At 65.6% G+C, this 26,690-nt stretch carries 24 protein-coding genes; 12 read left to right on the forward strand and 12 right to left on the reverse strand.

Annotation, left to right across the window (positions count from 1 at the left end):
- Positions 1-68 precede the first annotated feature (68 nt).
- The 8 genes from xdhA to ACP153_RS04595 all read left to right on the forward strand — a co-directional run bounded on the left by xdhA (position 69) and on the right by ACP153_RS04595 (position 10,034).
- Positions 69-1,466, forward strand: a complete 1,398-nt coding sequence (xdhA, locus tag ACP153_RS04560) for a xanthine dehydrogenase small subunit (protein ID WP_424969782.1) — start codon at positions 69-71, stop codon at positions 1,464-1,466.
- Entirely contained in the window at positions 1,463-3,817 is a 2,355-nt protein-coding gene (xdhB, locus tag ACP153_RS04565; protein WP_424969783.1) for a xanthine dehydrogenase molybdopterin binding subunit, read from the forward strand. Before xdhA ends, xdhB begins: the two co-directional genes overlap by 4 nt.
- On the forward strand, positions 3,814-4,764 hold the full coding sequence (gene xdhC / locus ACP153_RS04570; protein ID WP_424969784.1) for a xanthine dehydrogenase accessory protein XdhC: 951 nt from the start codon (positions 3,814-3,816) through the stop codon (positions 4,762-4,764). Before xdhB ends, xdhC begins: the two co-directional genes overlap by 4 nt.
- Entirely contained in the window at positions 4,761-6,296 is a 1,536-nt protein-coding gene (locus tag ACP153_RS04575) for an ABC transporter ATP-binding protein (RefSeq protein WP_424969785.1), read from the forward strand. The genes xdhC and ACP153_RS04575 overlap by 4 nt, the downstream gene beginning before the upstream one ends.
- A 147-nt stretch (positions 6,297-6,443) precedes the next feature.
- A complete protein-coding gene (locus tag ACP153_RS04580; protein ID WP_424969786.1) occupies positions 6,444-7,529 on the forward strand; it encodes an ABC transporter permease in 1,086 nt (361 codons plus the stop codon).
- Entirely contained in the window at positions 7,526-7,819 is a 294-nt protein-coding gene (locus ACP153_RS04585; RefSeq protein ID WP_424969787.1) for a hypothetical protein, read from the forward strand. The genes ACP153_RS04580 and ACP153_RS04585 overlap by 4 nt, the downstream gene beginning before the upstream one ends.
- A complete protein-coding gene (locus ACP153_RS04590) occupies positions 7,819-8,745 on the forward strand; it encodes an ABC transporter permease (RefSeq protein WP_424969788.1) in 927 nt (308 codons plus the stop codon). Before ACP153_RS04585 ends, ACP153_RS04590 begins: the two co-directional genes overlap by 1 nt.
- 200 nt (positions 8,746-8,945) lie before the next feature.
- The gene (locus tag ACP153_RS04595; RefSeq protein ID WP_424969789.1) at positions 8,946-10,034 is read left to right on the forward strand and encodes a BMP family ABC transporter substrate-binding protein; all 1,089 of its coding nucleotides are present in this window, start codon (positions 8,946-8,948) and stop codon (positions 10,032-10,034) included.
- Positions 10,035-10,200: 166 nt separating this feature from the next.
- Here the strand turns inward: ACP153_RS04595 and ACP153_RS04600 are convergent, their stop codons facing one another.
- Together ACP153_RS04600 and panB are read right to left on the reverse strand one after the other, a co-directional pair.
- Positions 10,201-10,395 (reverse strand): YgaP family membrane protein, encoded by a 195-nt coding sequence (locus ACP153_RS04600; protein WP_424967955.1) that lies wholly within the window; start codon positions 10,393-10,395, stop codon positions 10,201-10,203.
- A gap of 99 nt (positions 10,396-10,494) precedes the next feature.
- A complete protein-coding gene (panB, locus tag ACP153_RS04605) occupies positions 10,495-11,325 on the reverse strand; it encodes a 3-methyl-2-oxobutanoate hydroxymethyltransferase (RefSeq protein WP_424969790.1) in 831 nt (276 codons plus the stop codon).
- A 133-nt stretch (positions 11,326-11,458) separates the two neighbouring features.
- Here panB and ACP153_RS04610 point away from each other — a divergent pair, with 133 nt between their 5' ends.
- The 3 genes from ACP153_RS04610 to ACP153_RS04620 all read left to right on the forward strand — a co-directional run bounded on the left by ACP153_RS04610 (position 11,459) and on the right by ACP153_RS04620 (position 15,866).
- Positions 11,459-12,532 carry an FkbM family methyltransferase gene (locus tag ACP153_RS04610; RefSeq protein WP_424969791.1) on the forward strand — a complete coding sequence of 358 codons (1,074 nt, stop codon included), beginning with the start codon at positions 11,459-11,461 and terminating at the stop codon, positions 12,530-12,532.
- A 163-nt stretch (positions 12,533-12,695) separates the two neighbouring features.
- Positions 12,696-15,203, forward strand: coding sequence for a GcvT family protein (locus tag ACP153_RS04615; RefSeq protein WP_424969792.1), 2,508 nt, complete (start codon positions 12,696-12,698; stop codon positions 15,201-15,203).
- A gap of 99 nt (positions 15,204-15,302) precedes the next feature.
- On the forward strand, positions 15,303-15,866 hold the full coding sequence (locus ACP153_RS04620) for a Hint domain-containing protein (protein WP_424969793.1): 564 nt from the start codon (positions 15,303-15,305) through the stop codon (positions 15,864-15,866).
- Here the strand turns inward: ACP153_RS04620 and ACP153_RS04625 are convergent.
- The gene (locus ACP153_RS04625) at positions 15,863-16,201 is read right to left on the reverse strand and encodes a carboxymuconolactone decarboxylase family protein (protein ID WP_424969794.1); all 339 of its coding nucleotides are present in this window, start codon (positions 16,199-16,201) and stop codon (positions 15,863-15,865) included. The two genes, ACP153_RS04620 and ACP153_RS04625, sit on opposite strands and share 4 nt — an antisense overlap.
- Before the next feature lie 98 nt (positions 16,202-16,299).
- Positions 16,300-17,286, reverse strand: a complete 987-nt coding sequence (locus tag ACP153_RS04630; protein WP_424969795.1) for a 2-hydroxyacid dehydrogenase — start codon at positions 17,284-17,286, stop codon at positions 16,300-16,302.
- Between the two features lie 133 nt (positions 17,287-17,419).
- Between ACP153_RS04630 and ACP153_RS04635 the strand changes: the two genes are divergently transcribed.
- Positions 17,420-18,007: an SH3 domain-containing protein gene (locus ACP153_RS04635; RefSeq protein ID WP_424969796.1), complete on the forward strand. Its 588-nt coding sequence runs from the start codon at positions 17,420-17,422 to the stop codon at positions 18,005-18,007.
- Here ACP153_RS04635 and ACP153_RS04640 read toward each other — a convergent pair whose 3' ends face one another.
- From ACP153_RS04640 to ACP153_RS04675, 8 genes are all read right to left on the reverse strand, one after another.
- On the reverse strand, positions 18,008-18,907 hold the full coding sequence (locus ACP153_RS04640) for a PAS domain-containing protein (RefSeq protein ID WP_424969797.1): 900 nt from the start codon (positions 18,905-18,907) through the stop codon (positions 18,008-18,010).
- Between the two features lie 144 nt (positions 18,908-19,051).
- Positions 19,052-21,082 (reverse strand): M3 family metallopeptidase, encoded by a 2,031-nt coding sequence (locus ACP153_RS04645; protein WP_424969798.1) that lies wholly within the window; start codon positions 21,080-21,082, stop codon positions 19,052-19,054.
- Positions 21,083-21,186: 104 nt separating this feature from the next.
- Positions 21,187-22,047 carry an SDR family oxidoreductase gene (locus ACP153_RS04650; RefSeq protein ID WP_424969799.1) on the reverse strand — a complete coding sequence of 287 codons (861 nt, stop codon included), beginning with the start codon at positions 22,045-22,047 and terminating at the stop codon, positions 21,187-21,189.
- A 138-nt stretch (positions 22,048-22,185) separates the two neighbouring features.
- Positions 22,186-23,226: a HesA/MoeB/ThiF family protein gene (locus tag ACP153_RS04655; RefSeq protein WP_424969800.1), complete on the reverse strand. Its 1,041-nt coding sequence runs from the start codon at positions 23,224-23,226 to the stop codon at positions 22,186-22,188.
- Positions 23,227-23,230: 4 nt separating this feature from the next.
- Positions 23,231-23,698 (reverse strand): dUTP diphosphatase, encoded by a 468-nt coding sequence (dut, locus tag ACP153_RS04660; RefSeq protein WP_424969801.1) that lies wholly within the window; start codon positions 23,696-23,698, stop codon positions 23,231-23,233.
- Positions 23,695-24,888, reverse strand: coding sequence for a bifunctional phosphopantothenoylcysteine decarboxylase/phosphopantothenate--cysteine ligase CoaBC (gene coaBC / locus ACP153_RS04665; RefSeq protein ID WP_424969802.1), 1,194 nt, complete (start codon positions 24,886-24,888; stop codon positions 23,695-23,697). The genes dut and coaBC overlap by 4 nt, the downstream gene beginning before the upstream one ends.
- A gap of 70 nt (positions 24,889-24,958) precedes the next feature.
- Complete coding sequence (locus ACP153_RS04670) at positions 24,959-25,708, reverse strand: ChaN family lipoprotein (protein ID WP_424970010.1); 750 nt, start codon at positions 25,706-25,708, stop codon at positions 24,959-24,961.
- 50 nt (positions 25,709-25,758) lie between these two features.
- Positions 25,759-26,640 (reverse strand): RNA polymerase factor sigma-32, encoded by an 882-nt coding sequence (locus ACP153_RS04675; RefSeq protein WP_424969803.1) that lies wholly within the window; start codon positions 26,638-26,640, stop codon positions 25,759-25,761.
- Positions 26,641-26,690: the final 50 nt, after the last annotated feature.

Raw genomic sequence — 26,690 nt, forward strand, 5'->3', positions numbered from 1 at the left:
TGCCTTCTACGCCGCATCGAAGGCTGCAGAACCCTCCCTCGCTTCAGTAACGCGGCGGGCACATATCTATGGAGACGACGTTTCTTCTGAATGGAGAGACCGTGTGCGTCGCGGATGAACCCGCGACACGGACCCTGTTGGATTGGCTGCGCGAGCGGCGCGGACTGACCGGCACGAAGGAAGGCTGCAACGAAGGCGATTGCGGCGCGTGTACGGTGATCGTCACCGACGAGGCCGGGCCGCGGACGTTGAATGCCTGCATCCTGTTTCTGCCGCAGCTGCGGGGCAAGGCCGTGCGGACGGTGGAGGGGATCTCCGGGCCAGATGGCACGCTGCACCCGATGCAAGAAGCGATGGTCACCCATCATGGGAGCCAATGCGGCTTCTGCACGCCAGGGATCATCGCCACCCTGGCCTGCGCCCATAGCGCGGGCAAAACCGACTACGCGGATCAACTGGCGGGCAATCTATGCCGATGCACGGGTTACGCCCCGATCCTGCGCGCCGCCGAGGCCGCGACGGACGCACCAGTCCCAAACTGGATGACCGAGCCACCCTTGCCGGACCCGGCGTCGCAGGCGCGGGAGGCCACGACAGCGGGCGCGGAGGCGGGCGTGGTGCAGCCGCGCTCCTCCGACGCGCTCGCCACATGGTACGCCGCCAACCCGGATGCGACCCTGATCGCAGGCGCCACGGATGTCGGGCTCTGGGTGACCAAACAGCTACGCGAGCTTGCTCCGATCGCCTATCTCTCCGGCTGCGAGGATCTCAAAACCGTTCAGACCAACCCTGACCACTGGCGCGTGGGCGCGATGGTCGCCATCACCGATCTCTTGGAACTCGTTCGCGACGAGTACCCGAGCCTTGCGGAAATGCTGCGCCGCTATGGCTCGGTGCAGGTGCGCAACGCCGCCACCTTGGGCGGCAATATCGCCAATGGCTCCCCCATCGGGGACAGCCCGCCCCCGCTCATCGCCCTGGATGCGACGCTGCATCTGCGACACGGAGAGGCGCGCCGCGATCTGCCGCTCGAGGCGTTCTTTCTCGACTATGGCAAACAGGATCGCGCCGCCGGCGAGTTTGTCGAGGCCATCACCATCCCCCGCGGGCAAAAGGCCCTCAGGGTCTACAAGCTCTCGAAGCGGTTCGATCAAGACATCTCGGCCGTCTGTGGTGCCTTCAACCTGCAGCGCGATGGCGACACCATCGCGCGGACGCGCATCGCCTTTGGCGGCATGGCAGGGATCCCCAAACGCGCGACCCATGCAGAACAAGCCCTCACCGGCGCGCCCTGGACGGCCGCCTCATTCGAGGCAGCCGCCGATTCCCTCGCCCTGGATTTCACACCCCTGAGCGACATGCGGGCCTCTGCGGATTACAGACTGCGCAGCACACAGAACATGCTGCACCGCTACAGGGCCGAAATCGAGGGGGTGCCGACCTCCCTCGCGGAGCTGCGCCCATGAGTGTCGCCAAGCCCCTGCCCCATGACGCCGCCCAGCTCCACGTGACCGGCGCGGCGCGCTATGTGGATGATATCCCGACGCCCGCAAACGCCCTGCATCTGGCCTTTGGCCTGAGCGAGGTCGCCCACGGGGACATCACGGGCCTGAACCTCGAAGCGGTCCGCGCCGCACCCGGTGTGGTCTGCGTTCTGACCGCAGAGGATCTGCCTCACCACAACGACGTCTCGCCTTCCCCCTCGCCCGAGCCGATGCTCGCGACGGGGGAGGTCCACTATGTGGGCCAACCGATCTTCATCGTGGCCGCCGAGAGCCATCTGGCCGCGCGCAAGGCCGTACGGCTGGCACAGGTGACCTACGCGGAAAAACCCGCACTTCTCACCATTGACGATGCTCTCGCCGCCGGTGCGATCTTTGAAGAGGCCCCGCGCCACTACACCAAGGGCGATGCGGAGGCGGCCCTCGCCACCGCGCCCCAGGTGATCGCGGGCAGTATGGAGATTGGCGGGCAGGAGCATTTCTATCTGGAAGGTCAGGCCGCCCTCGCCCTGCCCCAGGAAGGCGGCGACATGATCGTCCATTCTTCCACCCAGCATCCGACCGAGATCCAGCACAAGGTGGCCGAAACCCTCGGCGTGCCGATGCATAGCGTCCGGGTCGAGATCCGGCGCATGGGCGGCGGGTTCGGTGGCAAGGAAAGCCAGGGCAACGCGCTGGCCTGCTCCTGCGCGGTGGTCGCGTCCCTCACCGGGCGTCCGGCCAAGATGCGCTATGACCGGGATGACGACATGGTCATCACCGGCAAGCGCCATGATTTCCGCATCGATTATAGGGTCGGGATTGATAGCGAGGGCCGCATTCTCGGGATCGCATTTGAGCAATACTGCCGCTGCGGCTGGTCCATGGATCTGAGCCTGCCTGTGGCCGACCGGGCCATGCTCCACGCGGACAACGCCTATCATCTGGAGCATGTGTCGATCCGCTCCCACAGGTTACGCACAAATACCCAGTCGAACACGGCGTTCCGGGGATTTGGCGGGCCTCAGGGCATGGTGGGGATCGAGCGGGTTCTGGATCATATCGCCTTTGTGGTCGGGCGCGATCCGCTCGATGTGCGGCGCTTGAATTATTATGCGGAGGGGGGCCGTCTGCCCCCCGCTGCCGCTGGCAGCCCCCCCGAGGATATTTCCGGACTTAAGTCAGAGGGGGCAGTGCAGACCACGCCCTATCACATGCCGGTGGAAGATTTCGTTCTGCATGGGCTGACGGATCAGTTGGCGCAGCAGGCCGAGTATGGCGTGCGGCGTGCGCAGATCCGGGCCTGGAACGAGACGAGCCCCCTGATCAAGCGGGGGCTGGCGCTGACGCCGGTGAAGTTCGGGATCTCCTTCACGCTGACCCATCTCAACCAGGCGGGCGCGCTGGTCCATGTCTATCAGGACGGCTCGATCCACATGAACCATGGCGGGACCGAGATGGGACAGGGCCTGTTCCAGAAGGTTGCCCAAGTGGCCGCCGCCCGGTTTGGCGTGGATGTTGGCGCGGTCAAGATCACCGCCACCGATACGGGCAAGGTGCCCAACACCTCGGCTACGGCGGCCTCTTCAGGCTCGGATCTGAACGGCATGGCGGTACAGGCGGCCTGTGACACGATCCGCGACCGGATTGCCGAATGCATAGCTCCGGATCTGCAGGCGCGACCGGAGGAGATCGTCTTCGAAGGCGGCATGCTGCGCGCGGGCGGGGCGGAGATCTCTTTCCCGGAGGCCGTGCAGAGGGCCTATATGTCCCGGGTCAGCCTCTCGGCGACCGGGTTCTACAAGACCCCCAAGATCGTCTGGGACCGGATCAAGGGCGAGGGGCGGCCGTTCTACTACTTCGCCTATGGCGCGGCGCTGACCGAGGTCGCGGTAGATACGCTGACCGGCGAGTACCGGATTTTGCGCACGGATATCCTCCATGATGCGGGGGCATCGCTAAACCCCGCGCTGGATATCGGTCAGATCGAGGGCGGCTATGTGCAGGGTGCGGGCTGGCTCACCATGGAGGAGCTGGTCTGGGACAAGGCCGGGCGGCTCCGGACCCACGCGCCTTCGACCTACAAGATACCGGCGGTCGGCGACACGCCCCCGGTCTTCAACGTGGCTCTCTGGGACGGGTCGAACCGGGAGGAGACGGTCTATCGCTCCAAGGCCGTGGGGGAGCCGCCCCTGATGCTCGGGATTTCGGCGCTCATGGCGCTCTCGGATGCGGTGGCGGCCTGCGGCGATGGCGGGACCTACCCGGACCTCGACGCGCCTGCGACACCGGAACGGGTGCTCTGGGCGATTGAGCATGTGCGGGGCGCGTCATGAGCCTCGACCCGGACGCCCTGCGCACTGCGATCGCAGCCCACGGGCCCGTGGCGCGGGTTGTGGTGGCCGAGATCAAGGGCTCCGTGCCCCGGGAAGTCGGCGCATCGATGCTGGTCTGGGCCGAGGGGCAATCGGGGACGATCGGGGGCGGCGCTCTGGAATATGAGGCCGCGGCGCGGGCGCGGGAGAGCTGGCGGGATCGGCTCGATCCGGTGCCGCTTGGCCCCGGGCTTGGCCAGTGCTGCGGCGGAGCGGTGACGCTGCTGACCGAGATTTATGACGCAAATCGACTGGAGGCGCTGACCGGTCCGCTTCATGCGCGCGCCCTACCGGGGACAGCGGGGGAGCCGCCTCTCGTTCTGCGCCGGATCCTCGCCGAAGCCCGCGGACAGGGGCAGATCCCGCGTCTGCGGATGGTCGATGGCTGGGTGGTGGAGGCGATGTCCCCGCCGCGCCGCCCCCTCTGGATCTTTGGCGCAGGCCATGTGGGCCGGGCGCTGGTGCACACGCTGGCGCCCCTGCCGGATCTTGCGATCACCTGGGTCGATACGGGGCCGGAGCGGTTTCCGGAGACTGTCCCACCTGGCGTCACCTGCCTGCCTGCTGCGGACCCGGTGGTCGCTGCCCGTCGCGCGCCGCCGGAAGCGACCCATCTCATCCTGACCTATTCCCACACGCTGGATCTGGCGCTCTGCCACGCGCTTCTGCAACAGCCTTGCGCCGGGATCGGGTTGATCGGCTCGCAGACCAAATGGGCGCGCTTCCGGTCCCGGCTGGCGCAACTGGGCCACGCACCTGCCCAAATTTCACGCATCACCTGTCCAATTGGCGATCCAAGCCTCGGCAAACATCCGCAGGCCATTGCCGTAGGGGTCGCCGCCAGCCTACTTTCCGAGCAGATGACCAAAAGACCCGCAGAACTTCCGCCCCGCGAGGCGCGCTCGTGACGTCGCTGCTGACCGTTGAGAGCCTGACCAAGGCCTATCCCGGGGTCGTCGCCAACGATTCCGTGTCCTTCGAGATCGCCCCCGGTGAGGTCCATGCGTTGCTGGGCGAAAACGGCGCGGGCAAGTCCACGCTGGTGAAGATGATCTACGGGCTCGTGCGCCCCGACAGTGGCAGCATGACCCTGCGCGACGCGCCTTTTGCCCCGCCAGAGCCCCGGATCGCGCGCGCCTCGGGCGTCGCCATGGTGTTCCAGCATTTCAGCCTGTTCGAAGCGCTGACCGTGGCCGAGAATATCGCCCTGGGGATGGAAGATCCGCCCAAGATGCGCGATCTGGCGACCCGGATCACCGAGGTCAGCCATGCCTATGGCCTGCCCCTCGATCCGGCCCGCCTCGTCGGCACGCTCAGCGCCGGGGAGCGGCAACGGGTCGAGATCATCCGTTGCCTTCTGCAAGACCCAAAACTCCTGATCATGGACGAGCCGACCTCGGTCCTGACCCCGCAGGAGGTTGAAATCCTCTTTGGCACTCTGCGCAAGCTGCGCGATGAGGGCACGGCGATCCTCTACATCTCCCACAAGCTCGAGGAAATCCGCAGCCTGTGTGACAGCGCCACGATCCTGCGCCTCGGCAAGGTGGTGGGCACCTGTGATCCGCGCGCGAAGTCCGCGCGCGAGCTTGCGGAAATGATGGTCGGCAAGACCCTGCAGCAGACGAAATCGGCGGGCCACGCCCATGGTGCGCCGGTGCTGGAGCTGCGCAACCTCTCGCTACCCGCGGCCACGCAATTCGGCACGCCCCTGCGCGACATCAACCTGAGCGTCCGCGCGGGCGAGGTGCTGGGCATTGGCGGGGTGGCGGGCAATGGGCAGGATGAACTGCTCTCGGCGATCTCCGGCGAGCGGCGGGCCGAGGACGCGATCTTCCTCCATGGCGAACCGATCAGTGCCGCAGGCCCCACGGCGCGCCGCCATCTGGGCGTGCTCAGCGGCCCGGAGGAGCGTCTCGGCCATGCCGCCGCCCCGGATATGAGCCTGACCGAGAACGCGCTGCTCACTGGCTCCGTGCGCGAGAACCTGACGCGGCGCGGCTTCCTCGATTGGGGCAAAACCCGCGCCTTTGCCGAACGGATCATCGCGGAATTCGACGTGCGCACCCCGGGTCCCGGCGCCGCAGCCCGCGCGCTCTCGGGCGGGAACCTGCAGAAATTCGTTATCGGGCGGGAGGTGCTTCAGCGCCCCGAGGTCCTCGTGGTCAACCAGCCCACCTGGGGGGTCGACGCCTCCGCCGCTGCCGCGATCCGCCAGGCCCTGCTGGATCTGGCTGCAGGCGGCACGGCTTTGGTGGTGATCAGTCAGGATCTCGACGAGTTGATGGAGATCTCCGACACCTTCGCTGCCCTCAATGGCGGACGGCTCAGCGCCAAGGTTCCCGCAGCCGGGCTGACCGTGGACCAGATCGGACTGATGCTCGGCGGGGCTCATGACATGGACGCGCCCAGTGACGAGGCCGAGGCGGTGCTCCATGGCTGACCACATCTGCCACGCGCGCCAGCGCGGCGACCTCTGCGCACCACCCTGCCCTCTTAAGTCTCTAAATATCCCCGCCGGAGGCTCCCGCCCGCGCAACTGTCCCGACCGGGTCGCAACGGCGCGCGCCACGGCCCCGAGGCCCCAACCATGATCCGTCTCGAAAAACGCCCGAATCCGTCCCGCCTCTGGACCGCCCTCACCCCGGTGGTTGCGGTGATCCTGACCATGATCGCTGGTGGCATCCTCTTTGCTGCCCTTGGCAAGGACCCGTTCGAGGCCCTGCGCACGATCTTCTGGGATCCGCTCTTTTCCGAGCAATTCGCGGCCTTCTCGCGCCCGCAGCTCCTGATCAAGGCCGGGCCCCTGATCCTGATCGCCATCGGTCTCAGTCTTGGCTTTCGCGCCGGGATCTGGAATATCGGCGCCGAGGGGCAATACATCATGGGCGCGATCTGCGGCGCGGCGGTGGGGCTTGCAGCCTATCCCACCGAGAGCGCCCTGATCTTCCCCGCCATGGTGCTCGCCGGAGCTCTCGGCGGCTGGGCCTGGTCGATGATTCCGGCCCTTCTCAAGATCAAATTCGGCACGAACGAGATCCTCGTCTCGCTCATGCTCGTCTATGTGGCCGAAGCCATCCTCGCCTCCATGGCGCTCGGCGCCCTGCGCAACCCCGAGGGCGGCGGCTTTCCCGGCTCGCGCAACCTGTCGCAGATCGACGCCATGTCGAACCCGGAGCTGATCGCAGGCACCGGCATGCATTGGGGCGTGGTCACAGCCTTCATCGCGGTGATCGCCGCCTATGTGATGTTGAACCGGCATCTGCTCGGCTACCAGATCAAGCTCACGGGGCAAGCCCCCCGCGCCGCGCGCTTTGCCGGGGTGAACCCGTCGCTCCTGGTGGCGGTCTGCCTCGGGGTTTCGGGCGGGCTCGCCGGGCTCGCGGGCCTTTTTGAAGTCACCGGCCCTGCCGGACAGATCAGCATCGATTTCAACTCGGGCTACGGGTTCACGGCGATCATCGTGGCCTTCCTCGGACGCCTGAACCCGATCGGCATCCTGCTCGCCGGGCTCTTGATGGCGCTGACCTATATCGGCGGAGAGCTTGCGCAGTTCATGCTCGGCCTGCCCTCGGCGGCGATCCAGGCCTTCCAGGGCATGCTCCTGTTCTTCCTGCTTGGGGTCGACGTGCTGTCGAACTACCGCGTGCGTCTGGGTAAGGGGTCCACAGCATGATGCGCCTTTCCAATCCACCGCTCGCTATGGGGCTGATGATGGGCCTCATGATCCCGTTCCTGCTCCATGCGGAGACACCGGCTGGGCTGGGCTTTGTGCTGGCGCATGTGGCTGTCTTAGGTGGCGGAGCCGTATTGTTCCTGTTGGTCCCCGGTTTACGGTCATACCTGCGCCCCCTGCTATCCCACCGCCCTAGCTTCCGCCACCTGCCCCGGATGGCGCTTGGTCTGGCTGCGGGCTGGAGCATCATCTGCCTTTTCTGCATCGCACTCGACGGGAGCCATTTCTGATGGAGGCCATTAATCCTGTTATCCTGATCGCCTCGCTGATCGTGGCTTCCACTCCGATCCTGCTGGCCGCTCTGGGCGAGCTGGTTTGCGAGAAGGCCGGAGTGCTGAACCTCGGGGTCGAGGGCATGATGATCTTCGGCGCCATCTGCGGCTTTGCCATCGCGGTCGAGACCGAAAGCCCGGCCCTCGGCTTTGTCTTCGCCGCCCTCGGGGGCGCGGCGCTGTCGATGATCTTTGGCGTGCTGACGCAGTTCCTTTTGTCCAATCAAGTGGCCACGGGCCTGGCGCTCACGCTCTTCGGCCTCGGCTTCTCGGCGCTGGTCGGGCAAGGCTATGTGGGGATCAAGGCCCCGGTGACGGAGCCGCTGAATTTCGGGCCAATGTCGGATATTCCGGTGCTCGGGCGGATCCTTTTTTCCCATGACCTGATGGTCTATATCTCCATCGCCTTGGTCGCCGCGGTCTGGGCGGTGCTGACATTCACCCGCGCAGGGCTCATCCTGCGCGCCGTGGGCGAGAGCCATGATGCAGCCCATGCGCTCGGCTACAAGGTCGTGCGGATCCGCCTGATGGCGATTGCCTTTGGCGGCGCGCTGGCAGGCCTGGGCGGCGCCTATCTGAGCCTTGTTCGCGTGCCGCAATGGACAGAAGGCATGACCGCAGGCGCAGGCTGGATCGCTCTGGCAATCGTGGTCTTTGCTAGCTGGCGGCCCTGGCGAGTCGTGCTGGGCGCCTATCTCTTTGGCGGCATCACTGTGCTGCAACTGAACCTGCAGGCGGCAGGTGTGAAAGTCCCGGTGGAGCTGCTCTCCATGAGCCCCTACCTGATCACCATCCTCGTGCTGGTCCTGATGTCCATGGACAAGACCCGCGCGGCTCTGAATGCTCCTGCAGCCCTCGGGCGCAGCTTCCACGCGTCGAGCTAGGCAGGCCATGCCGGCAAAGCCGCGCCCCAGTACCGGGGCGCGCATTCTAACGGTCGCACATTTTTCGGGCACGCGCTCAAGCTGCGAGCAAGACAAGCCGCGCCTGCTCTTGCCGACCGGGCGGCGGTCTGTAGGATAAAGCCACGCGACGCCCCCCCGGACGGGCTCAACACCAACAGGTTTCACAGGGAACACAACGTATGAAATTCCGCTTTGGACTAAAAAGCGCCGCGCTCGCGGCAGCACTGGCAGCTGGGGTCAGCAGTGGCGCGTTCGCCGAAGACAAGACAAAGGTTGGCTTCATCATGGTTGGGCCGATCAATGATGGTGGTTGGAACACCCAGCACAATGAAGGCCGTCTGGCAGTCGAAGAGCATTTTGGCGATGCAGTCGAAACTGTGTTCCAGGAAATCGTGCCCGAAGGGGCGGATGCCGAACGCGTCATGACGCAGATGGCTCTGTCTGGTGCCGACATCATCTTCGCGACATCCTTTGGCTACATGGATCCAGTGAACAATATCGCCGCCAAGTTTCCCAATGTGAAGTTTGAGCATGCGACGGGCTACAAGCGCCTGCACCCGAATGTTTCCAGCTACAATGCCCGGTTCTACGAAGGTCGGGCCGTGCTCGGGCATATCGCGGGCAGCATGACGCAAACCAACAAGATCGGCTACATCGCCTCTTTCCCGATCCCCGAAGTGATCCAAGGCATCAACTCGGCCTTCCTGCACGCGCAGAAAGTGAACCCCGATGTCGAGATCAGCGTGGTCTGGGCTTATACATGGTACGATCCCGCGAAAGAGGCCGATGCAGCCAAAGCCCTGCTGGAGCAGGGCGTTGATATCATCATGCAGCATACGGACTCGACTGCTCCGTTGGCCGAGATGGCCAAGGCGGAGGGTGTCTATGGGTTCGGTCAGGCCAATGATATGGCCGCCTACAAGCCCTCCCCGCGCATCGCGTCGATCATTGACGAATGGAGCCCTTACTACATCAAGCGTGTTCAGGCCGTGATGGATGGCACATGGGAGCAGGTGAACAGCTGGGGCGGCATGGCCGAAGGCGAAGTCGTGATCGGTGAGATCACTGCGCCGGTGCCTGCCGAGGTCAAGGCAGAGGCTGAAGCGATGATCGCTGCGATTACCGCTGGCGAGTACCACCCCTTCACCGGGCCGATCCTGAAGCAGGATGGCAGCGTGTTCTTGGCCGAGGGCGAGGTCGCCACGGATGAGCAGCTCGTGACCATGGATTTTTACGTCCAGGGCATCACCGGCGATATTCCGAACTGATCCGGTACCGCGCGGTGCGCGCCTGACGGCGCGGGCCTCCGGCGGGGATATTTAGAGACTTAAGAAGGAGGGGCAGCACGGAACGGCGCTGCCCCTTTTCACGTCTGACGCGGACCTCGCGGGGGGAAGCTGGTGGAGGAGCCCGAGGCCCGGTTGCGCCGGACGATCAGCTTTTCTTCAACCCGCAGGTGTTGATCCCGAAGATCGAATAGGCCGGGCAGTAGCCGACAAGCCCGGTCAGCAGCGGGACGATACCGACCCAGCCCCAGGGGGTTTGCGGGCCAATGAAAACGAGCGAGAGCAGGACAAGCCCTGCGATGATGCGCAGCGCGCGGTCGAGCGTGCCTTCGTTGCGGGTCATGATGCGACTCCTTTCGTGTCAGATCCTGACCCGAGCATCGCCCATAGCACCCGCCCCTGTCGGTGACACAGTCACCAAAGCGCTGCGACAAACACAGCTTTAGCCATAGGTCTCGTCCTCGCCCGGAAAGCTGCGACCCCGGACGGCGGCCGCATAGGCGCCGGCGGCCCGGTCGACCTCGCCGCGCAGATCCGCGAATTTGCGGACGAATTTCGGGGCCCAGCCGCCGAGGCCCAGCATGTCCTCCATCACGAGGATCTGGCCATCGCAGACTTTCGACGCGCCAATCCCGATGGTCGGGATCGTGCAGGCTGCAGAGACCTCCGCCGCCAGGGGCTCTACCATCCCCTCCAGCACCACGGAGAACGCACCCGCCTCAGTCACGGCCTTGGCATCCGCGTGGTGCAAGGGCCAGCTCTCGGCATCGCGCCCTTGGGTCTTGAACCCGCCCATGGCGTTGGAGCTTTGCGGGGTCAGCCCGATATGAGCCATCACCGGGATGCCACGCGCGGTCAGAAAGGCGATCGTCTCGGCCATGCGCGCACCGCCTTCGAGCTTGACCGCCTGACAGCCGGTCTCGGCCATGATGCGCGCCGCATTGCGAAACGCCACCTCAGGGCTTTCCTCATAGGAGCCAAAGGGCATGTCCACCACGACCAGCGCCCGCTTGGTCCCCCGCACCACCGCGGCCCCATGGGCGATCATCAGATCCACGCTCACCGGCAGGGTCGTCTCAAAGCCATGGGTCACCATCCCAAGGCTGTCGCCCACCAGAAGCACATCGCAATGGGCATCGAGGATCTGCGCAAACTGCACATGGCTCGCGGTCAGGGCGACAATCGGATCTCCGCCCTTGCGCGCGGCGATCTGCGGCACGGTGATCCGGCGGACCGGGGCGGACGGGGCGTCAGGCTGGGGTTGAGCGGACATGGGAGCACCTCCAAAACTGCCGCAGATGTGCGGCAAGCCTTGCATCCGCTCAACAGGGCCAATCCGCGCAGCCCCCGGGCGCTTGCCAAGAGGCGCGCCGCATGCGAGCGCTGGTCCCAGCAAAGGAGCGCCCATGACCGCCCCCTCTCTCTCTGACCGGCTGCGCGCGCGGCTGGCGCCGTTCCTCGCGCAGGACAGCGAAACCGCGCTGGCGCCCGTGGCCGAGCCGCTAAACTCCCTGCTCGCCCGCTACCGGGTGCCGCCCCACACCCTGCCCCAGAAGACCGCGTTTCTCGAGGACCGCGCGGCAGAGATCGACGCGCTGGAGGGCATGCTCGACGACGCGACCTCCCGCACGCGGTTGGAGGAGTTCTTTGCCGCCAAGCTCCTGGGGCCAACGCGCTTTGCCATGACCGCCCGGGATCGATGGGAAGCCCATGTGGCCGCCCATGACCGCGTGATCAGCCGCCAACCTGATGAGGCTGGGCTCGAGATGCACAGCCTGAGCTTTGGCGACACGCCGCTGCACTACCTCGCCCCCTATGGCAATGCGATCAGCCCCTTCCTCGAGCGTCAGTATTTCCTCGATCGCGATGGGCTGCGGATCGGGCCGGAACCGGGCGATATCGCCCTCGATTTCGGCGCGGGGGCCGGCGACACGAGCCTCGCTTTTGCGGCGGTGGTCGGCCCCAAGGGGCGCGTGCTCGCCATCGAGCCGACCCCGACAGAACTGGCTCTGCAAGCGCGCAACCGCGCCGCCAATCCGGACCTGTCCCAGCGCATCACATCCCTGCCCGCAGCGATCTCCGACCGGGACGGTGAAGAGATCCACCTGGCGGGCACCACAACGGGTGCCCATATCGCGCCGGAGGGGCAGACCAGCGGGCCCAAGGCCGTGACCACCACGCTCGACGCGCTGGTTGCGTCCCAATCCCTGCCTCGCGTGGATCTGATCAAGATGGATATCGAAGGGATGGAGCTCCGCGCCCTGCAAGGCGGCCTCCAGATCTTGCAGCGTTTCGCCCCGAAACTGGCGATCTGCACCTACCACGGCTGGCAGATCTTCGAGCTGCTCCCCTGGCTGCGCCGCACCCTGCCCGAGCACAGCCTGCATCTGGAAACCCACTCTCCCATCGCCGCGGAAACCGTGATCTACGCGCAGCCCAGATCGCCCGCACCAGCCTCGGATCCGCGCCCCCTCCCTTAAGTCTCTAAATATCCCCGCCGGAGGCTCCCGCCCTCTCGACCCACGCGCCCAGCAGATCACCGGGCCCAGCAACAGGTCGCATTCGCACCGCCATGGGTCGGCTGGACCGCACGCCCCCCGCCGACGCTGCTATGCTGGCCCCGTTGCGCGAAGGAGGCTCCCGATGAAAACCCATGTCAAAGCTTTGATCGTCGGCGGCGGTGCGGTCGGCACCTCCATTGCCTATCATCTGGCGCGCGGCGGATGGTCCGATGTCATGCTGCTGGAGCGGGACGAGCTGACCTCCGGCTCCACATGGCATGCGGCGGGGCTTCTGCCCTATTTCAACATGAGCTACGCCACGAGCCATATCCACGACTACTCCATCAAGTTCTACAAAACGCTTGAGGAAGAAACCGGCCTCAACCCCGGTTTCGCGGTCGTCGGCAACCTGCGCATGGCCCAGACCCAGGCGCGGATGGACGAGTATATGCTCTATGCCTCCACTGCCGAGACCGTGGGCGTGCCCTATGAATGGCTTTCCCCCAAGGACATCAAGGACCGCTACCCGCTGGTGCGGACCGAGGATTTGAAGGGGGCGATCCTTCATCCAACCGATGGCTATATCAACCCCGCCGATGTGACCCAGGCCATGGCCAAGGGCGCCCGTCAGCGCGGCGTGATGATCGAGCGGCGCTGGCAGGTGGATGCCTATCACTGGACCGGGGACCACTGGGACGTCACCTGCACCAAGATGGTGGAAAAGGGCGGCAATCTTGTCCCCTCCGACGAGCAGATCACGATCCACGCGGAACACGTGGTGACCGCCACGGGCAACCATTCCCAACGCACCGCACAGCTTTTGGGGATCAAGATCCCCGCCATCCCGGTCGAGCACCAGTATATCGTCACCGAGCCGGACCCGGCGCTGGTCGAATGGCGCAAGTCCAACCCCGAGCACCCGGTGCTGCGCGACGCAGATGCCAAATGGTATGTCCGCGAGGAGCGGGGCGGCTGGATCCTCGGCCCCTACGAGCAAAACGCCCCGGCGCGGTTTGAATATGCGGTGCCCGACAGCTTCCGCGCGGACCTCTTCCCCCTCGATCTCGAGCGGATCGAGGAGGAATACATGTCCATGATCCACCGGATCCCCAGTTCCGAGACCGTGGGCCTCAAGGACGACTACAACGGCCCGATCTGCTACACGCCCGATGGCAACCCCCTGCTCGGACCCGCCCCGGGCCTGCGCAATATGTGGCTCGCCGAGGGCTTCAGCTTCGGCATCACGGCGGCGGGCGGCACAGGCTACTACCTCGCCCAGCAGATGATCGAAGGCGAGGCCGAGATCGACATGGCGAGCCTCGACCCCAAGCGCTACGGCAGCTGGATGACCACCGAATATGCCATGCGCAAGAACGAGGAATGCTATTCCCACGTCTTCATCCTGCACCACCCGGATGAGGAGCGAGAAGCCTGCCGCCCCCTGAAAACCGCGCCCTGCTATGACCGGATGAAAGCGCTCGGCGCGCAGTTCGGGCAGGTCAACGGGTGGGAGCGTCCGAATTACTTCGCCCCCAAAGGCTTTGACGACCACGCCGCGCGCAGCTTCCGTCGCGGCGGCTGGTGGGAACATAGCGTCGCCGAGGCCAAGGCCATCCGCGAGACGGCGGGCCTGATCGACGCCACCGCCTTCACCAAGCACGTCTTGACCGGCCCGGGCGCGACCCAATTCCTCGACTGGTTCACCACCAACAAGCTGCCGCGGGTGGGCCGGATCAACCTGACCTATGCCCTGACTTGTGCCGGGACCACGCGCAGCGAATACACCATCGTGCGACAAGCCGAGGATCAGTATTACCTCGTTTCCGCCGGGGCCTGGCAGGCCTATGACGCGGATTTCCTGCAAAAGGCCATCGCCGACAAGATGCCCGAGTTCGGGCCGATGGTGCTGCAGGATGTCACCTCGCAATACGGCGTCTTTGCCCTGGCCGGCCCCAATGCCCGCGCCATCCTCGCCAAGCTGATCCGCGATCCGGAACCGGGCACGGCGCTCTCGAACAAGCGCTTCCCCTGGCTCAGCGCGAAAGACATCGAGCTTAAGATGTGTCCGACCATGGCGATCCGCGTCGCCTATACCGGGGAGCTGGGATGGGAGCTGCATCACCCGATCGAGATGCAGAACTACCTCTTTGACCAACTGATGGAGGCGGGTGCGGATCTGGGTCTGAAACCCGTTGGCGCACGGGCGCAGAACTGGCTGCGGCAGGAGAAATCCTATCGCGCCTTCGGGACCGAGCTGGGTCGCGACGCCACCCCGCTGGAGGCCGGGCTCGACCGCTTTGTGGACCTGTCCAAGGACTTCCACGGCAAGGCGGCGATGGAGGCGCTCGGCATCCGCTCGAAATGCGCGACCCTGCGGATCGACGGACCCGGGGATGCGGATCCCTGGGGACGGGAGGCGCTCTATCTGGCGGATGCGCCAGCCGGGCCGGACACCAAGGTCGGGCGCCTGACCTCTGGCGGCTACTCGGTCGCCTTCGGCCAGAGCATCGGCATGGGCTATGTCCGCCCGGACCTCGCCGTGCCGGGTACGAAGCTCAAGGTGCGGATGTTCAATGCGCTCTGGGATGCCGAGATCACCGAGGACAGCCCCTATGACCCGACCAATGCAGTGATCCGAAAGGACGGCTGAGAGGCTTACGGGCTGTTAAGGCCTCTGGTCTAGGCTGATCGCGACCCTCGGGGGGATCTGCGCCTCCGGGGCAAGCGCTGCCCGATCAAGGAGTCTGCCATGAGCCTTATGTCCCGTGACGACACGGCCCTCGCGCCCCAGGACCCCAAGGGGGGCCCGGGCGGAATTGGGGCCGGGGCCAGCGTGCGCAGCCCCTATGGTGACCGGTGGATCGAGAACCTCCATCCTGGGGATCTGGTGGTGACGCGGACCGAGGGGCTGCAACCGCTCAAGGATCTGGTGATTGAGCCGCGCAGCCGGGTGGATACCACCCTTGCGCCCCCGATCCGGATCGAAGCTCGCGCCTTTGGCCCGATGATGCCGCAACGCGCGCTGCTGCTCGCGCCGGATCAGCCCGTGCGCGCGCCGGCCCATCTGATCGATGCGGGCTCCGAGCATCCGACTCTGCGCCTACGCGCGCAGGATCTAGTGGGGCAAGTGGACGGTGTGAGCGCCGCAACCCTCTTTGATCTCGACGCGCCGCTGGTCTGGTACCGGCTGGTGTTTGATCGCCCGCAAAGCGTCATGGTGAGCGGCGTGATCATCGAATGCCGCGCGGCCAAATCGCGCCCGGGCAGCGCGACCCGCTCCGTCGGATCGCCCGGCCCCGCGCCGGAGGTTTAGTCCGCGACGAGACTGTCCCAGGCCGCCAGCGCCTCGGCCGCGTACATCAGCGACGGACCGCCGCCCATCTGGATCGCCATGCTCAGCACATCCACGAGCTCCTGCCGCGTACCTCCGGCCTTGGCCAGCGCCTCCACGTGAAAGCCGATGCAAGGCGCGCAGCGTTGCGACACCGCGATGCCCAGCGCCACGAATTCCCGCGATTTCAGATCCAGCGCACCGCTTTCCTTGGCCGCCTTGGTCAACGCCCCGAAGGCGCGCGCCGTCTCGGGCATGGCCGCATTCAGCGTCTTGAGATCGCCGCGCATGTCGGACATGAAGCCGGTCCACTCCATCACATTCTCCTTCTTGAATATTTCAGAAGGAGGCATGACAGCCCTGGAGCCGCCCAGCTTTGATCCGGATCAATCCACGGGGTTCAGAGCAAAGTGGATCAGAGCATCGACGGCACGACCAGATCGGGCGGCCGGTGCCCATCGTCGAAGGTCTTGATATTGATGATGACCTTTTCGCCCATCTCCGAGCGCCCTTCCTCGGTGGCCGAGCCCATATGAGGCAGCAGCACCACATTGGGCAGCTCGCGCAGGCGCGGGTTGATCTCATGGCCGTGCTCGAACACGTCGAGGCCCGCCCCCGCGATCTCCCCCGCGCGCAGCATCCGGGTCAGGGCATTCTCGTCGATCACCTCCCCGCGCGAGGTGTTCACGATCACCGAGGATGCCTTCATCAACTTCAGACGCCGCGCATTCATCAGATGGAAGGTCGAAGGCGTATGCGGGCAGTTCACCGAAATCACATCCATCCGGCTCACCATCTGGTCGAGGCTTTCCCAATAGGTGGCCTCCAGCGCCTCTTCGATCCCCGCATGGAGCCGACGACGGTTGTGATAATGGATCTGCATACCGAAAGCCTTGGCGCGCCGCGCCACCGCCTGCCCGATCCGGCCCATACCGAGAATACCGAGGCGACGCCCGGCCACGCGCCCGCCCATAAGGGCCGTGGGGCTCCACCCGGTCCAGGTCCCCGCTTGCATCAGCGCGAGCCCTTCGGGAATCCGCCGCGTCACCGCGAGGATCAGCGCGAGGGTCATATCCGCCGTATCATCGGTCAGAACACCGGGCGTGTTGGAGACATGGATGCCCCGCTGCCGCGCCGTAGCCACGTCGATATGGTCCACCCCGGCACCGTAATTCGCGATCAGTTTCAACCGATCCCCGGCCCCGGCCAGCATCGCCCCATCGATCGTATCGGTGACCGTCGGCACGACCACATCCGCCCGCTGCATCGCCGCCTGCAACGCCTCCCGGGACATCGGCGTATCGCTCTCATTGAGCTCCACGTCGAACAACTCCTTCAGGCGCGTCTCCACCGCGTCGGGCAACCGTCGCGTGACGACAACACTCAGGCGTTCACCGGGCATCGGCCCACCTCCACACTTTTCAACTCGGCGCCATACTGGCAATAAGTCAGGAACAGGGGCAAGCAGATAGACCCCTCAGCGCAATAAAATTACCGGGCCGATTTCAGAGCTCGGGCGAGCAGTCGAGGCATCTATGATCAACCGCGCGCATCGTGGTCGTTTTCTCAGTGGTATCCGCCAGATCGGGCCGTGTGTGGCGGTTTTTGTCGCCCTGGCATTGGGATCTGGGGCCGCGCGTGCGGAAACCACACCAGCCACGACAGGACCCACCGAGGCGAGCGCAGCCCCCAAACCACAGACCGGTCCCGAGACCAACCTTCCAATCCCGCGCTTCGTGTCGATGAAGGCCAAGGAGGGCAATGTCCGCCGCGGCCCCAGCCTGACCCATCGGATCGACTGGGTCTTCAAGCACCGCAACATGCCGCTTGAGATCACCGGCGAATACGGCCATTGGCGCCGGGTCCGCGACCGGGATGGCGCGGGGGGGTGGATGCACTACTCGCTCCTGAGTGGCGCGCGCACGGTTATCATCGAGGAGGATCTGGCCCCCGTGCTCAGCCACCCGACTGCCGACGCGCCGATCCGCGCCCATGCGGAGCTGGGTGTGATTGCCCGGCTCGAGGGGTGCGAGCGGGATTGGTGCCGCGTCCGGATGGGCCGCACCCGGGGCTGGATGAGCGAAGATCAGCTTTGGGGCGTCTCTCACGCCCCGATGGAGTGATCACTCGGGCTTGGCAATCACCAAATAGTAGAGCTGCTCGCGGTAGAAGATGACGCTCCGCGTCACCCGGAAATGCACGATTAGGCTGTTATTGACGCCGATCTGGGTTTCCTCCGTGTGGACTCGGCGGTCGAGCACGGAATCCCGTGGCTGGCTCATATCGAGGACAATCCCGGAATAGGCCTCCAGCGTCACTGGATCGCTGAGAAAGCGGCGCTCGCCGAAAAGCGCCCGGGCGGCCCCATTGGCAAAGGTCACATTGCCGTTCTGGCGCACGACCATGACCGGATCCGGAACCGCCTCGAGCCCCGCGCGCAGGTCGTTATCCGCCACGTTGAGCACCGCGATCCGCGCGATCTCGCCCGCCGCGTCATAGACCGGCACGATCATCCGCCGCCAGATCCGGGCAAAGACCTCGGAGGGGGGTTCATGGATGCTCTTGACCCATTCCCCGCGCACCAGCACCGCCTGATAGAGCGCCGCAAAGAAGGCCGCGATATGCCCGCCGATCTCGGAGGTGCAGCGCCCGGTCATGTCGCGACCATAGCTTGCCGCAATCTCGGAGCCATAATGCAGGTAGCGAAAGTCCCGGACGGCGCCGCTTGCATCCCGGAGCGGCTCCAGCAGCATCATCCAATCGTTGAACCCCGCCAGATCCGCGGCCTCCAGCGCGCTTTGCGTCAGGCGCCCCTCAGCATCGGCGATGGATCTGAGCTGGGTCGCGAAGGCCCGCACCACCGGGTGTTTGAGATCCCGGTCCATGGGGTCCCAGATCACAATGGGTGACGTGGCATTCGCCGCGGCAAAGAGATGCCGCAGCATCTCTGTGCGGCCATCTACGAGCTCTGCAGCCAGGGCTCCAGTTTCAATCTCGGCATCGGTCGGGGCAGTCTGAAACACGATCTGCGTCCCTCACTATGGTGTGATGGTGACACAACCATAGCACGAATTTCGCAAAAAAGCCTGTTTTTCTTTGTTCCCCGGATGGGCGCTGCGGGCTGCCCGGCGCGGCAAGCCCCTGCGCGCACCGGGACAGGGCGGCGATCAGGCCGCTTTGTCGAGCCCGCGTCCCTTGAGGAGCGCCTCAACTCCGGGCATCCGTCCGCGGAACGCCTGGTAGAGCTGATCGGCCTCTTCCGAGCCGCCTGCCGAGAGGATATGCGTCTCCAGCTTGCTGGCCATATCCGCGTCAAAAGCGCTGCCCGCTTCTTCGAAGGCGGCGAAGGCGTCGGCATCCATCACCTCGGACCACATGTAGCTGTAATAGCCCGAGGAATAGCCATCGCCGGAGAAGACATGGGCGAAATGCGGGGTCGCATGGCGCATCCGGATCGCGTGGGGCATGCCAATCTCGGCCAGGATCTCGGTCTGTCGCGCCATGGGATCCGCCGGAGCCGCGCCCTCATGGAAGGCCAGATCGACCAGCGCCGAGGCCACGTATTCCACGGTCTGGAACCCCATGTCATAGGTCGAGGCCGCAAGCATGCGCGCCAGCAAATCGTCAGGCATGGGCGCACCGGTCTCCGCATGGACCGCGTAGCGCTGCAGCACATCGGGCACTTCGAGCCAATGCTCATAGAGCTGGCTCGGCAGCTCCACGAAGTCCCGCGCCACGGAGGTGCCCGAGATCATCGGATAGGACACATCCGACAGGATATGATGGAGCGCATGGCCGAACTCGTGAAAGAGCGTCCGCGCATCGTCAAAGCTCAGAAGCGCGGGCTGCCCAGCAGCTGGTTTCGCGAAGTTGCAGACATTGGTCACGATCGCCCGTGTGTCCCCGTCGAGCTTGTGCTGCGAGCGCAGGGACCCACACCACGCGCCCGACCGCTTGCCCGCGCGCGCGAAGTAATCCCCAACGAAAACTGCCATCAGGCGGTCTCCACGCCGGATCTCCCAGGCGCGGGCATCCGCATGGGCGAGCGGCGCGTCAATGGGGGCAAAGCTCAGCCCGAAAAGTCGCGCAGAGCAGTCAAAGGCCGCCTCGATCATCTTGTCGAGCTGGAGGTAAGGCTTCAGCTCGCTCTCATCGAGGTCATGCTCCGCCTGCCGCCGTTTCTCGGAATAATAGCGCCAATCCCAGGCCTCCAGCGGGCCGTTGACGCCATCCTCCTGCATCATCTCCGTGAGCACCGCCGCATCCGCTTCGGCGGACGCCTTGGCCGGGGCCCAGACCGACATCAGAAGGTCCCGCACAGCAGCGGGCGTCTTGGCCATCTCCGGCTCCAACTTGTAGTCGGCGAAGCTCTCATAGCCGAGGAGTTGTGCGCGCTCGTCCCGCAGGGCGAGGATCTCAGCCGCGATGCCGCGATTATCCGTGGGGCCATCATGCTCGCCGCGCGCCACCCAGGCCTCATAGGCCTGCTCGCGCAGATCCCGGCGCGGGCTGAATTGCAGGAACGGCACGATCAGGGAGCGTGAGAGGGTCACCACATGCCCCCCCCTCCCGCGTTCTTCGGCGGCAGATTTCGCCGTGGCCACCACGAAATCCGGCAGGCCTTCGAGGTCCGCTTCGGCAAGGGGCATGACCCAGTCCCGCTCATCCGCGAGCAGGTTCTGGGTAAACTCGGTCCCGAGCAGGGCGAGCCGCGCCTTGATATCCGTCATCCGCGTCTTGGCATCGCCTTCGAGCGCGGCACCGGAGCGGGTGAAATCCTTGTAGTAAAGATCGGTGACCCGGGCTTCCTCCGCAGCGAGATCTCCGCGCCCCTCCCAAACCGCCGCGATGCGCTGAAAGAGCGCCGCGTTGGTGATGACTTCGGAGTTATAGGCGCTGAGCTTGCCGCTGAAGTCTTTCTGCAGGGCCTCCCGCTCGGGCGTGCTGTCCGTGGCCGCCACATGGAAGAAAACGCGCAGGACCTGGCTCAGCTTCTTCGCGCCCGCCTCCAGCGGTCGGATCGTGTTGTCGAATGTGGGCGGCTCGGACGCCTCGGCGATCGCCGCGATCTCGGCCCGGGCTTCGGTCAGCGCGGCCTCCAGCCCCGGTGCGTAATGCGCATCCGCGATCCGGTCAAAGGGCGGCAGGCCATAGGGCGGGGTCCAGGTCTCGAGCAGCGGGTTGGAAGCGTCGGTCATCGGCAGGTCTCCTTTGGTCTCAACCTAGGTCGCCATGGGGGCGGCAACAACCAGCGGCGCGGCCTCGGTGCCGCGCATCGGGTCACATCCTCGGGCGCGGAGGCTCAGTCGCACAGGAACTGGTCGATCACCTGCTGCTGGAGCTTGCGGCCCTCCGGGTCGAGATCGGTCTTCAGCGCGCAGAAGGCCTCGCCCCATGTCGAGGTGCGCGTACGGATCGGAGGGCTGTCGGAGGCGATACAGCCCATCACGACCTCGGCCACCTGATCCGCGGTCTGATAGATATCGCTGCCGGCCTGACGGCGCTGGGACCCGCCCACATATTTCTGCAGGATCGGCAAGTACTCATCCTCGAGCATCCCGCCCGTGTCGGCCACATGCTTGAGCACCGAGGCCGCAAACTCCGACTGGATCCCGCCTGGCTCCACAGTGGTGAAATGGATCCCGAAATGCGGCGTGATGTAGGAGGCCATCGCCTCCATATACCCTTCGACCGCGAATTTCGCGCCGCAATAGATCTCGTTGAACGGCTGCCCGACCAGCCCCCCGACCGAGGAGATGCTGATCACATGGCCGCTGCGCCGAGTGCGAAAATGGGGCATCACCGCTTTGACGCAGCGCACGACGCCCATGAAGTTCACATCCATTACCCAGGAGATATCGTCCTCGCTGGCCTGCTCGGTCGAGCGGACGAACCCGGCGCCCGCATTGTTCACCAGCACATCGATCTGCCCAGCCTCCCCGAGGATCTGGTCCACGCAGGCGGTGATCGTCGTCATGTCCTGCACATCGAGCGGCAACATAGTCAAGGAGACGCCCGCCTCGGTCGCGGTCGCATCCAGATCCGCGCGTTTGTCGAGGTTGCGCATGGTGGCATAGACCCGGTGCCCGGCCTGTGCCGCCTGCACCGCAATGCTGATACCAAGACCCGAAGAACAACCGGTGATCAGGATGGTTTTGGACATGGGCGCCTCTTTTCGATTGCCTGTGGCGCGAGGCTAGCAAAGGGCTGCGCGCGGAGTAAGCGCCGCAAAGGCGTCATGGTTTTTGGGCGGAGATCATCCGACGTTGTGGGGCTCACATCGCGCCCGTCACTGGCTGACTTAAATGTCTCCGCAGACCGGGCAATCGGCCCGACGTTTCAGCTTCACCGTCCGGGTCTCCGCGCTCAGCGCATCATAGAGCATCATGCGCCCGCCAAGCCCCTCGCCCGCCTGGGTGATCTCCTTCATCGCCTCAAGCGCCATCATCGTACCGATCACCCCGGGCAGCGGGCCTGCCACCCCAGCCTCGGCGCAGCTCGGGGCAAGGCCATCCGCAGGCTCGGTCGGAAAGATACAGGCGTAGCAGGGCGCCCCGCGCACCGGATCGAAGAGGCTGATCTGGCCTTCCCACTGGGCAATCGCGCCGGAAATCAGGGGCTTACCCGTGGCCACAGCGGCCTTATTCACAAGTGACCGCGTCTCGAACGTGTCATTGCCATCGAGGATCAGGTCGTAATCGGCAAAGAGCTCCTCTGCGATCTCCGCCGTCAGGCGCCGGTTATAGGGACGCACAGTGATATGGGGGTTCAGGGCTTTCATGGCCGCCTCAGCCGAGAACACCTTGGGCATGCCGGAGCGGGCGTCGGTATGGATCACCTGCCGCTGCAGGTTGCTGAGGCTCACGGTGTCATGGTCGATCACCCCGATCGTCCCGACCCCGGCCCCGGCGAGGTACAGCAGCACGGGCGAGCCGAGCCCCCCGGCACCGACTACCAAAACCTTGGCGTCCTTCAACCGCTTCTGACCGACACCGCCGATCTCGCGCATGACGATGTGGCGGGCGTAGCGGTCGAGCTCCACATCCGAGAAAGGACCGACCTGCTCCCCCACTGCCGGGGGCGGTGCTTGCACCCGGGCGCGGATCCGCTTGAGGATCTCGCGATAGGCCACGACCAGAGCTGCGAAGGCCCCGAGCAGGAGCCAAAGCGCGGGCGATCCGCCGGTCATGGCGCGTAGCGGGTTCTCCTCGGGCAGGATGATCTGCACGCCGAGCACCGCCACATAGAGCAGCCCGACCAGCAGCCAGCGCGCCTGGGGCGGCATGCCCGCGCGGCGGGCGACAAGCCAGATCACCCCGGCCAGAAAAAGGACGAAAAACACGCCGCTACTCCCGCCCGGTGGATCCGAAACCCGCACTGCCCCGCGCGGTGTCATCGAGACTGTCGACCGCAGTGAACCCGGCCTGGACCACTGGCGCGATGATCGCCTGGGCGATCCGCTCGCCATGGTGCAGGGTCACCGGTTCGGTCCCGATCACCGTCAGGAGCACCCCCAAGGGCCCGCGATAATCGCTGTCGATGGTCCCGGGCGTGTTGGGCAGGCTCAGCCCATGGCGCAGGGCGAGGCCTGAGCGCGGACGGATCTGCATCTCGTAACCCGCCGGGATCGCCACACGCAGCCCCGTGGGCACGATCAGGCGATGCAGGGGCTGGATCGTCACGCCGTTTTCGCGGGTCTCGGGCGGCAGGTTCGCGCGCAGATCAGCGCCCGCGGCCCCGGCCGTTTCGTAGCGCGGCAAGGGGATCTCGGGATCCGCCCACTCCTCGCGCGTCACTCGGATCTCGACATTCATGCGAGCGCCTCCGCGATGCGCGCAGCCAGGCGCGCGGCAACCGCATCCTTGCCCATGCGGGGCCAGTTCTCGGCCCCCTCTTCCGAGATCAGGGTCACCGCATTCTCGGTGCCGCCCATGATGCCCGTGGCCGGGCTCACATCATTGGCGAGGATCCAGTCGCAGCCCTTGCGCGCGCGCTTGGCGGTGGCATGGGCGATCACATCATCGGTTTCGGCAGCAAAGCCGACCACCAGTTTCGGGCGCTGCGCCCCTTTGCTCACGGTCGCCAGGATGTCCGGGTTCTCGGCAAAACTGAGTGTCGGCAGCGCGCCGCTCCCATCCTTCTTGATCTTGGAACTGGCCGCATCGGTTACCCGCCAATCCGCCACAGCGGCAGCAAAGACAGCCGCATCCGCAGGCAAAGCAGCCTCGACGGCACGCAGCATCTCAGCGGCAGTTTCCACCCTGTGAACCTCCACCCCTTCGGGCGGCGCGACATCCGCCGGGCCGGTGACAAAGCTCACACGTGCGCCAAGATCGCGCAGAGCGGCAGCGATATCCTTGCCCTGCTGCCCCGACGAGCGGTTGGCGATGTAGCGTACCGGATCAATCGGCTCATGGGTCGGTCCGGAGGTCACCAACACATGGCGCCCCGTCAGCGGGCCATCGGCGAAATGCGCCTCGATCGCGGCGAGGATCGCCTCGGGCGCGCTGAGCCGTCCGGGGCCGAACTCGCCACAGGCCATCTCCCCCGCATCGGGGCCGACGACCTTCACCCCGTCGCCGCGCAGGGTCGCGAGGTTGCGTTGGGTCGCGGGATGCTCCCACATGCGGACATTCATGGCAGGCGCGATCAGAACCGGCGTATCCGTGGCCATCAGGAGGGTCGAGGCGAGATCATTGGCGAGCCCGCCTGCCATCTTACCCATCAGATCCGCCGTGGCCGGTGCCACCACCACCAGATCCGCCGAGCGGCTGAGCTCGATATGGCCCATCTCGGCCTCATCGGTCAGATCAAAGAGGTCGCGATAGACCTTCTCGGCAGCCAGGGCCGAAGCGCTCAGCGGCGTGACGAACTCCTCTGCCGCTCGGGTCAAAACCGGGGTCACCGTCGCGCCCGCGCGGCGTGCCTGGCGGATCAGGTCGAGCGCTTTATACGCCGCGATCCCGCCACCGATGATCAGAAGAAGTCGTTTGCCTGCCAGCATCTAGGGAAGTCCTTACCGCCGCTGACCAAGGTGTAGGGTGCCCGGGCCGGGAACTCAACCGCCGAGCCGCCTAGCGAAAGGCCGCACAGGGATCGTCACGCTCGGTCGGGGTGGTGACCAGCCAGCCATCGAAGGGCGGGTCCTCCTCGGGCGCGGCCTCAAGCTGGCCAAGCGCATAGACGGTCACCTCCGGCGCGGCCTGAGCGAGATAGAACGGCACGCCCCAGTCGTTGCGGGCATGGCCATTGCCGGTGATCAGCACCACAGGAGGCCCGTGGGCTGCGAGCGCCTCGAGCACCGTCTCGGCAAAGGCCGCGTCGCGCAAGCGTTGCGCCCCGACCATACCGCCGAGCATATGCTCGGGCAGCGCATCGCAATGGGCGGCCATCTGCATCGCCTCACGCTCCGCCTGCTGATCCTCGGGCAAGGGCTGGTCGAGCCCGTAAAGCGCCGGATCGCCCCCCGCCTCGGCAAAGCTCGCGGCGGGACCTGCCGCGACCGAGCCCCTAACCAGCGCGCGCGGGAGTGCGGCCCCGTAAAGCGGCGCCTCGGGCGCGGCCGCGAAAATCGGCCAATACATCTCGAAATCGGGCCAGCCGCTCTCGGCCCAGTTGAGCGCGGCGCCGAGGGTCTCGGCATCCTCGCGCTCCAGCTCGCTGAGCCCTTGCAGCTGCCCGGGGGAGAGCATCTCGAACACCAGCGCCGCAGGGTTGAGAGCCGCGACCGCGCGGGCTTGGTTCATGTGATGGGTGGGGCTGTCATGCAACTCGCCGAGGATAACCACATCCGCCGCAGGCAGCGCGCTCAGATCCTCGGACATGACTTCGCCCGCCACAACCGGGCGGGCGAGCAAAGCAAGGGCGAGAAGGCTCAGGCGAAGAATTGGCGAACCTCGGAGGTCTGGTTCATCAGGCTCTTGCGCATCTTGCCAAAGGCGGCGGCTTCGAGTTGGCGCACGCGCTCCTTCGACAAGCCCAGCTCTTGGCCAAGGCTTTCCAGAGTGCGGGCCTGGTCGCGCAGCTTGCGCTCGCGGACAATGAAGCGCTCGCGCTCATTCAACGCATCCATGGCGGTGACGAGCCAGCCGCGCAGGGCCTCGATATCGTGATCCTGCTCAACGGTTTCCGCCGCTTGCGCGCTGGTATCCTCGAGCGTGTCGATCCACTCGCGGCCTTCATCCTCGGTGGACTGGGTGGCGTTCAGGGAGTAATCGGAACCCGCGAGGCGACCTTCCATCATCTCCACATCGTGGAGCGGCACGCCCACCTCTGTCGCGATCATCTGGCGCAGCTGGTGTTTGTCGAGGCGCTCACCGGTCGCTGCGGCCTCCCGCTCAAGACGGGCCTGAACCCGGCGCATGTTGAAAAAGAGCGACTTCTGGGAGGAGGTGGAGCCGGTACGCACCATGGACCAGTTGCGCATCACATAGTCCTGGATGGAGGCCTTGATCCACCAGACCGCATAGGTCGAAAAGCGCACGCCGCGATCCGGGTCGAACTTGTCGGCGGCCTTCATGAGGCCAAGTCCGGCTTCCTGGATCAGGTCGTTCATGGGCGCGCCGTAGCGCTTGAACTTCGCCGCCATGGAGATCGCGAGGCGCATATAGGCGGTGATCAGGCGATGCAGCGCCTCCTCATCCCGCTCATCGCGCCATGCATAGGCCAGCTTGAGTTCGGTTTCCGCGTCGAGCAGCTCCGCTTGCATCGCACGCCGTGACAGGCTCATCTCACCCGAGTATCCGTCTAGTGCCATATCAACCCCCTGCTGGACGTGTTGCGTCCCCTGTTATCGCTTGGCATAGG

The organism is Dinoroseobacter sp. S76 (genome assembly GCF_049801095.1).
Taxonomy (GTDB): domain Bacteria; phylum Pseudomonadota; class Alphaproteobacteria; order Rhodobacterales; family Rhodobacteraceae; genus Dinoroseobacter.

Coding starts and splice junctions, on each gene's coding strand:
- xdhA (WP_424969782.1), top strand. CDS start 69: ATGGAGACGACGTTTCTTCTGAATGGAGAGACCGTGTGCGTCGCGGAT.
- xdhB (WP_424969783.1), top strand. CDS start 1,463: ATGAGTGTCGCCAAGCCCCTGCCCCATGACGCCGCCCAGCTCCACGTG.
- xdhC (WP_424969784.1), top strand. CDS start 3,814: ATGAGCCTCGACCCGGACGCCCTGCGCACTGCGATCGCAGCCCACGGG.
- ACP153_RS04580 (WP_424969786.1), top strand. CDS start 6,444: ATGATCCGTCTCGAAAAACGCCCGAATCCGTCCCGCCTCTGGACCGCC.
- ACP153_RS04585 (WP_424969787.1), top strand. CDS start 7,526: ATGATGCGCCTTTCCAATCCACCGCTCGCTATGGGGCTGATGATGGGC.
- ACP153_RS04590 (WP_424969788.1), top strand. CDS start 7,819: ATGGAGGCCATTAATCCTGTTATCCTGATCGCCTCGCTGATCGTGGCT.
- ACP153_RS04595 (WP_424969789.1), top strand. CDS start 8,946: ATGAAATTCCGCTTTGGACTAAAAAGCGCCGCGCTCGCGGCAGCACTG.
- ACP153_RS04600 (WP_424967955.1), bottom strand. CDS start 10,395: ATGACCCGCAACGAAGGCACGCTCGACCGCGCGCTGCGCATCATCGCA.
- panB (WP_424969790.1), bottom strand. CDS start 11,325: ATGTCCGCTCAACCCCAGCCTGACGCCCCGTCCGCCCCGGTCCGCCGG.
- ACP153_RS04610 (WP_424969791.1), top strand. CDS start 11,459: ATGACCGCCCCCTCTCTCTCTGACCGGCTGCGCGCGCGGCTGGCGCCG.
- ACP153_RS04615 (WP_424969792.1), top strand. CDS start 12,696: ATGAAAACCCATGTCAAAGCTTTGATCGTCGGCGGCGGTGCGGTCGGC.
- ACP153_RS04620 (WP_424969793.1), top strand. CDS start 15,303: ATGAGCCTTATGTCCCGTGACGACACGGCCCTCGCGCCCCAGGACCCC.
- ACP153_RS04625 (WP_424969794.1), bottom strand. CDS start 16,201: ATGGAGTGGACCGGCTTCATGTCCGACATGCGCGGCGATCTCAAGACG.
- ACP153_RS04630 (WP_424969795.1), bottom strand. CDS start 17,286: ATGCCCGGTGAACGCCTGAGTGTTGTCGTCACGCGACGGTTGCCCGAC.
- ACP153_RS04635 (WP_424969796.1), top strand. CDS start 17,420: ATGATCAACCGCGCGCATCGTGGTCGTTTTCTCAGTGGTATCCGCCAG.
- ACP153_RS04645 (WP_424969798.1), bottom strand. CDS start 21,082: ATGACCGACGCTTCCAACCCGCTGCTCGAGACCTGGACCCCGCCCTAT.
- ACP153_RS04650 (WP_424969799.1), bottom strand. CDS start 22,047: ATGTCCAAAACCATCCTGATCACCGGTTGTTCTTCGGGTCTTGGTATC.
- dut (WP_424969801.1), bottom strand. CDS start 23,698: ATGAATGTCGAGATCCGAGTGACGCGCGAGGAGTGGGCGGATCCCGAG.
- coaBC (WP_424969802.1), bottom strand. CDS start 24,888: ATGCTGGCAGGCAAACGACTTCTTCTGATCATCGGTGGCGGGATCGCG.
- ACP153_RS04670 (WP_424970010.1), bottom strand. CDS start 25,708: ATGTCCGAGGATCTGAGCGCGCTGCCTGCGGCGGATGTGGTTATCCTC.
- ACP153_RS04675 (WP_424969803.1), bottom strand. CDS start 26,640: ATGGCACTAGACGGATACTCGGGTGAGATGAGCCTGTCACGGCGTGCG.